The organism is Micromonospora sp. NPDC049799, assembly GCF_040656655.1.
In the GTDB taxonomy this organism is placed as follows: Bacteria; Actinomycetota; Actinomycetes; order Mycobacteriales; family Micromonosporaceae; genus Micromonospora.
The window spans coordinates 1-6,825 of record NZ_JBFAMU010000264.1; the positions used below are offsets into that span (position 1 = coordinate 1).

At 70.6% G+C, this 6,825-nt stretch carries 3 protein-coding genes and 1 pseudogene; all 4 read right to left on the bottom strand.

The window, feature by feature from the left end; translation table 11 throughout:
• Nucleotides 1-297: 297 nt before the first annotated feature.
• Nucleotides 298-2,409 (bottom strand): ThuA domain-containing protein, encoded by a 2,112-nt coding sequence (locus AB0I76_RS19150; RefSeq protein WP_357036963.1) that lies wholly within the window; start codon nt 2,407-2,409, stop codon nt 298-300.
• Complete coding sequence (locus AB0I76_RS19155) at nt 2,406-5,273, bottom strand: PQQ-dependent sugar dehydrogenase (RefSeq protein WP_357036966.1); 2,868 nt, start codon at nt 5,271-5,273, stop codon at nt 2,406-2,408. The genes AB0I76_RS19150 and AB0I76_RS19155 overlap by 4 nt, the downstream gene beginning before the upstream one ends.
• 295 nt (nt 5,274-5,568) lie before the next feature.
• The gene (locus AB0I76_RS19160) at nt 5,569-6,636 is read right to left on the bottom strand and encodes a polyprenyl synthetase family protein (RefSeq protein ID WP_357036969.1); all 1,068 of its coding nucleotides are present in this window, start codon (nt 6,634-6,636) and stop codon (nt 5,569-5,571) included.
• Nucleotides 6,633-6,825: pseudogene (locus AB0I76_RS19165) on the bottom strand (alkaline phosphatase family protein); the annotation flags it as partial. The pseudogene AB0I76_RS19165 and the gene AB0I76_RS19160, both read right to left, overlap by 4 nt.

Sequence of the window (6,825 nt, forward strand, 5' to 3'; positions counted from 1 at the left end):
TACCGCCGGATGCGGTCCACTGTCCTGTCCCATGCGGTCAAGGTACGGCAGCGGCCTCGCCGCCGACCGCTCCCACCCGCGATCACCCCGCCCCCGGCGGAGATCGGCTGGCCGCCTCCGGCGGGTCGCGCGCGGGGCGGCAGGAGTCGTGGCGGCCTGATGTCTGTGGGACATATTCATGTCACACAGACATCAGGCGCTGCGGCGTCGTCGCGGCCGGAGCGCGACAGCACGGGGCCCCTGCCGTGGCAGGGACCCCGTGGGTGGGAGGAGGCCGGTTCGACCGGTGGCCTCAGGTCAGGGCAGGATCCACTTCTGGTTGGCGCCGGTGTGGCAGGTCCACAGGTGCACCGCGGTGCCGTCGGCGGAGTTGTTGCCCGAGACGTCCAGGCACTTGCCCGACTGCGGGTTCTTCAGCGTGCCGTCGGCCTGCGCCGACCAGTTCTGGGCACCCGAGCCGTTGCAGGTCCACAGCTGGATCTTCGTGCCGTCGGCCGACCCGCCGCCGGAGACGTCGAGACACTTGTTGAGGGCCTTGATCGTCGAGTTCGGCGTCACCGTCCACGTCTGCGCGCCCGAGCCGTTGCAGGTGTAGATCTGGATCTGCGTACCGTCGGCCGTGCCGCTGCTGCGTACGTCCAGGCACTTGCCGGCCAGGCCCTTGATCGGGCCGGTGCCCGGGGTGCCCCCGGTCCCCTTCACCAGGGTGAAGTCGTCCACGTCGAAGAGCCCCGTACCCGAGCCGGTGAAGGTGAGGTAGAGGTTCTGGGTGCCCGACGGGACGTTGGACAGGTTCGTCGTGACGTCGGCGAAGGTGGTCCAGCTACCGGTGTTGGGCACCGCGACCGAGCCGAGCACGGTGCCGGTGGTCGAGCCGGTCCGCACCTGGATCGTGCCGCCCGGCCCGCCGGAGACGATCCGCGCCTTGAACGACGTGACGCCGGTCAGCGAGACCCCGTTGTACGCGGCCCAGTCGCCCGGGTCGATGTAGCCGAGGGTCTGACCGCCGTTCGCACCGGCCTTGGTGAACGGGGTGACCCCGCTCTGCGAGCTGAACGACTCGGCCTGGATCGTGGTGTTCCCGGTCGGCGGCGGGGTGGTGCCCAGCTCCTTGATCCGGATGTTGCGGAACGACGCGTCGTCGCCGTTGCCGTGGTTCTGGATGCCGATGTGGCCGGCCAGCGAACGTGCCGGGTTGGTGTTGGTGAAGTCGTTGATCTTCGACCCGTTCAGGAAGACCTGGAGCCGCTCACCCTCGACCAGCAGCTCGTAGGTGTTCCACTCCCCCGGCGGGTTGAGCGCCGCGTCCCGGGCGGCGATGTCGGCGGACTTGAAGGTGTAGACGGCGCCGGTGGTCCGGTCGGCGGCGTCGGTGGCGTCGATCTGCACCTCGTAGCCGTTGTTCACCGCCGAGTACGGGTCGCTCGACGGCGGAAAGCCGATGAAGACGCCCGAGTTGTCGTCCCCGGCCAGCTTCCAGTCCAGCTTGAGCGAGTAGTTGGTGAACTCCTTCGCGCTGTACCAGAGCATGCCGAGCCCACCGACGGAGGTCAGCGTGGCGTCGGAGTTGGTGAAGCTGCCCGGCCCGGCCTGCGACCAGCCGGTGGTCGAGCCGTTGTAGAGGGCGGTGTAGCCGGTCTCCGCCCGGCAGTCGGCCTTCGTGCGGCCGGCCGCGTACCGGATGCCGCCGAGCAGGTGCGCGCGGAACGCCGAGTCGGAGTACGACGCCTGGGTGTGCCCGCCGCCGGTGTAGAAGGCCCGGCCGCCGCTGTAGGTCTTGCACCACGCGTGCGGGTGGTCGGCGCCCATCGAGCCGCCCGAGTACGAGCCCTCGTCGAGGGTGGCCAGGACGCGGGCGGTGGAGCGGGCGTTGGTGGTGTAGTTGTACCACTCGTCGGTGCGGGTCCAGGTCTGCGGCAGGTGGGCGGTGGCCGCGTGCGCCCGGTTCTCCACCTTGACGTTCGCCTGCTGGATCGCGGGGTGCGAGGCGAAGTACGCCCCGACCAGGTTGCCGTAGAACGACCAGTTGTACTCGGTGTCGGCGGCGGAGTGCACACCGACGTAGCCGCCGCCGGAGCCGATGTACGACTCGAAGGCGGTCTGCTGGGTGGCGTTGAGCACGTCACCGGTGGTGTTGAGGAAGATCACCGCCTCGTACTGGGCGAGGTTGCCGGTGGTGAAGGCGGCGGCGTCCTCGGTGGCGGTGACGGTGAAGTTGTTCGCCGCGCCCAGGTCCCGGACGGCCTGGGTGCCCACCGCGATGGAGTCGTGGCGGAAGCCGGCGGTCTTCGAGAAGACCAGCACGTCGTAGGCGGCGTCGGCAGCGCTGGCCGGAGTGGCCGGTGTGGTGCAGGCCAGCACGGCGAGGGCGGCGGTGGCCACGCCGATCACGGATCGGAGGATTCTCATGGCAGGGTCCACTTCTGGTTGGCGCCGGTGTGGCAGGTCCACAGGTGCACCGCGGTGCCGTCGGCGGAGTTGTTGCCCGAGACGTCCAGGCACTTGCCCGACTGCGGGTTCTTCAGCGTGCCGTCGGCCTGCGCCGACCAGTTCTGCGCGCCGGTCCCGTTGCACGTCCACAGCTGGATCTTGGTGCCGTCGGCCGACGCCCCGCCCGAGATGTCGAGGCACTTGCCCAGCGCCTTGACCGTCGAGTTCGGCGTCACCGTCCACGTCTGCGCGGAGGTGCCGTTGCAGGTGTAGATCTGGATCTGCGTACCGTCGGCGGTCGCCGCGTTGCGGACGTCGAGGCACTTGCCGGCGAGCCCGACGATCGGCCCGGTCCCGCCGCCCGAGGAGCCGGTGGTGAAGGTGAACGAGTCGACGTCGAAGAGCGCCCCGGCGCCACCGGCGAAGGTCAGGTAGAGCGTGGTGGTGCCGGCCGGCGGGCTGGAGATGGCGCCGGTGACGTTCTGGAAGGTCTCCCAGGAGCCGGTGACCGGCACGGTGGCCGAGCCGAGCACGGTGCCGGTGGCCGAGCCGGCGCGGACCTGGAGGGTGCCGCCGATGCCGCCGGAGGAGACCCGGGCGGTGAAGGAGGTGACGTTGTTGATCCGGTACGGCTCGAAGGCGATCCAGTCGCCGTTGTCGATGCTGCCGACGGTCTTGCCGCCCTCGGCCGTCGCCTTGCTGTACTGCTGGATGCCCGAGGAGGTCTTGTAGTGCTCCGCCTGCCGCTTCTTCGGCTGGAGGGTGTGCTGCTTGTGGGTGGTCAGCCCACCCGCGTCGGTGTACTCGGCGTCGAAGATGGCGAAGATGTTCGCCGCGTCGTCGTGCTCACCGTCGACCGGGATCGTGATCGACCCGGAGCAGCCCTGCTTCGACGTGATCTGGTGGCCGTGGCTGTCGTGCCCCAGCACGTACGTCATCTTGACCTTGGTGCAGTCGATGGTGCCGTCCTCCGGGTCGGTCACCGTGATGCTGAACGGCACGGTGTCCCCGTAGCTGAACAACTGGCCGTTGCCGGGGCTGGTGATGGTCACCGTGGGCGCGGTGTTGCCGACGCCGATCTGCACGTTCGCCGTACCGGTGGCGTTCTGCGGGTCCCGGACGGTCAGCGTGACGGTGTACGTGCCGTTGGCGGTGTACGTCTTGCTCGGGTTGGCCGCCGTCGAGGTGGTGCCGTCGCCGAAGTTCCACGAGTACGTCAGCGCGCCACCCTCCGGGTCCGACGACCCGGCCGAGGAGAAGTTCACGGTCAACGGGGCCGCGCCGGAGGTCTTGTCCGCCGCCGCGACCGCCGTCGGTGCCGCGTTGCCGCCGCCGATGTAGTCGTAGCGGTAGAGGGCGGAGTTGGCGTCGCCGTTGAAGTAGCCGGTGCCGTAGTCCAGGACGTAGAGCGCGCCGTCCGGACCGAACGCCATGTCCATGACCTGCTTGCCGTTCCAGGGGAACGTCTCGATGGCGCCCGGTGAGCCGTCGGCGTTGAGGTGGATCGGCTTGACCCAGCCCCGGCCCAGCTCGCCGGCGAAGAACTGCCCGTCGAAGCCCTGCGGGAACTTGGTGGTCGACGGGTTCGACGCGCTGTACCGGTAGACCGGGCCGGCCATCGGCGACTCGGAGCCGCCGCCGAACTCGGGCGGGCTGCCGGCGTCGCCGGCGTACCGGATCCAGGCCGCCTTCGCCCCCGGCAGGGTGGTCAGGCCGGTGTTGCGGAACGAGTTGTTGGTCGGGCCGCCGGTGCAGTTGTACTTCGCGCCGGCCGTGCCGGCGGCGAAGTCCCACTCGGCGTACGTCTCGTTCGCGGTGTTGGTCCCGGTGCAGTACGGCCACCCGTAGTTGCCGGGCCCGGTGACCCGGTTGAACTCGACCTGACCGCTGGGGCCACGGCTGGTGGTGGTGCCGGCGTCCGGCCCGTAGTCACCGACGTAGACGATGCCGGTGGCCTTGTCCACGCTCATCCGGAACGGGTTGCGGAAGCCCATCGCGTAGATCTCGGGCCGGGTCTTCGGGTCCGAGTCGACGAACATGTTGCCGGACGGGATCGAGTACGTCCCGTTCGCGTTGACCTTGATCCGGAGGATCTTGCCGCGCAGGTCGTTGGTGTTGGCGGAACTGCGCTGCGCGTCGTACGCGGGGTTGCGGTTGGTCCGCTCGTCGATCGGGGCGTACCCCGCGGAGTCGAACGGGTTCGTGTCGTCGCCGGTCGACAGGTAGAGGTTGCCGGCCGCGTCGAAGTCGATGTCGCCGCCGACGTGGCAGCAGATGCCCCGGCTGGCCGGGACGTCCAGTACGTCGACCTTGCTGCCGGTGTTGATGGTGAAGTCGGCGTTCAGCGTGAACCGGGACAGCCGGTTGACGCCGTCCCAGGCGGAGAAGTCGCTGCCCGTCGCGGGCGCGTCGCCGGACGGCGTGGACAGCGGCGGCGCGTAGTAGAGGTAGATGTGCCGGTTGGTGGCGAAGTTCGGGTCGACCCCGACGCCCTGGAGCCCCTCCTCGTCGTGGGTGTAGACGGCCAGGGTGCCGATGACGGAGGTGTTGCCGGCGGAGTCGGTCCGGCGCACCGTGCCGTTGCGGGCGGTGTGCACGACCGAGCGATCCGGGAGCACCGCGATCGTCATGGGCTCGCCGACCTCGGCGGCCCCCTTGGCGAGAGTGACCTGCTGGAAGTCGGTGCCCACGATGGGGTGGGCGGAGGCGGCCGTGGGCCCGCCCAGTGCGGCGGGCCCGGCGCCCAGGGCGACCGTGCCGGCAGCGGCGGCCAGGACCAGCGCGGCGCTGGCGGAGAACCATCGTCGGTTGCGGTGGGGGATGGTGGCGTCCGATGTGGACATATGGGGGGGTCCCTTCCTGACGAGTAATCTGCCAGGGCGGGCGCGCGCCGTCGCGCCGAATGCCGTAGCGGGAGGATGCGGGCCTGCCGGGTGCCGACCCGGCCGGCCGTGACGACCGGTGGCCGGCGGGCCACGCGGAGATCACCAGTCGATGGGTTCCCGCGCCGTCGGTTCACCTCGACGAAACACCGTTGTGATGGCCACGACATTAAGTCGGATCCGTCGATGTGTCCATACCTTCCGACCGTCCAACGTGAACTTTTGTCCATAGAAGCAAAAGTTCGGGAGAGCGGTCTCAGAGAGGACGGTCGACAGCCTGCGCCGCGAGGGACGTGAGCGCCGCACGGGTGGACTCGTCCAGTGGCGCGTCGACCAGGGCCGCCAGGGCCGCCTCGGCCCGTACGCGGATCATCTGCTCGATCTTCTCCCGTGCGCCGGTGCTCTCGATGATGCCCCGCAACTCGGCGGCGCCGTCGGCGTCCAGCGCCGGGTTGCCGAACAGCTCCCGCAGTCGCGCCGTCTGCGCCCGGTCGGCCGCGTCCCGGGCCAGGGCCATCATCACCGTCGGCTTGCCCTCACGGAGATCGTCCAGGACGGACTTGCCGGTCACCGCCGGGTCCCCGAAGACGCCGAGGACGTCGTCGCGGAGCTGGAACGCGTCACCGAGCGGATCGCCGAACTCGGCCAGCGCGGCGACCAGCTCCGGCGCCGCCCCCGCCAGCGTGGCCCCGATCTGGAGCGGCCGGGTCACCGTGTAGCGGGCCCCCTTCATCCGGATCACCGTCAGTGCGCTGGCCACCGAGCCGTCGCCGACGCCGGACACGAGGTCCAGGTACTCCCCCGCGATCACCTCGGTCCGCATCAGGGCGAAGACCGCGTACCCGCGGTGGATCACGTCGGCGCTCAGGCCGCACTCGTGGAACATCTGGTCCGACCAGGCGGCGCAGAGGTCACCGCAGAGCAGCGCGGTGTTGCGCCCGTACGCCTCGGGGTCCCCGCGCCACGACGACCGGGCGTGCAGGTCCGCGAAGAGCCGGTGCACCGACGGTTCACCCCGACGACGGTCACTGCCGTCCAGGATGTCGTCGTGGATCAGCGCGAAGGCGTGGAACAGCTCCAGGGCGGCGGCGGCCACCACGATGGGGCTGCCGTCCGACCCGCCGGCGCCGCGCCAGCCCCAGTAGCAGAAGAGCGGGCGCAGCCGTTTTCCGCCGGCCAGCACGAACCGGTTCAGGGCGGTGAACACGCCCCGGGGGGCGCCGTCCGGCCAGTCCGGCCCCTGCCGGTCGAGGAACGCGGCCAGCTCCGCGTCGAAACGGGCCCGCAGCCCGCTCACGTCGGTCGGTTCGGCGGTGACCGTCACGACGCCTCCCCGGTCGGGTGGGGCGCCGCCGGGGCGCCGGCGCGGTCGGACAGCCCGGCGAGGTGCAGCAGCAGGGCCTTGACCTCGGTGGCGGCGATCCGGTCACGCGCGGCCGACGCGTCGGAGCAGAGCAGCACCGGGCCGTCCGCCGGGTCGGCCGGCAACCGGCCGTGCGAACCGCGCACCGCC

What these genes read in the sequence shown, in the direction of transcription:
- AB0I76_RS19150 (WP_357036963.1), bottom strand. Translation starts at nt 2,409, where the DNA reads ATGAGAATCCTCCGATCCGTGATCGGCGTGGCCACCGCCGCCCTCGCC.
- AB0I76_RS19155 (WP_357036966.1), bottom strand. Translation starts at nt 5,273, where the DNA reads ATGTCCACATCGGACGCCACCATCCCCCACCGCAACCGACGATGGTTC.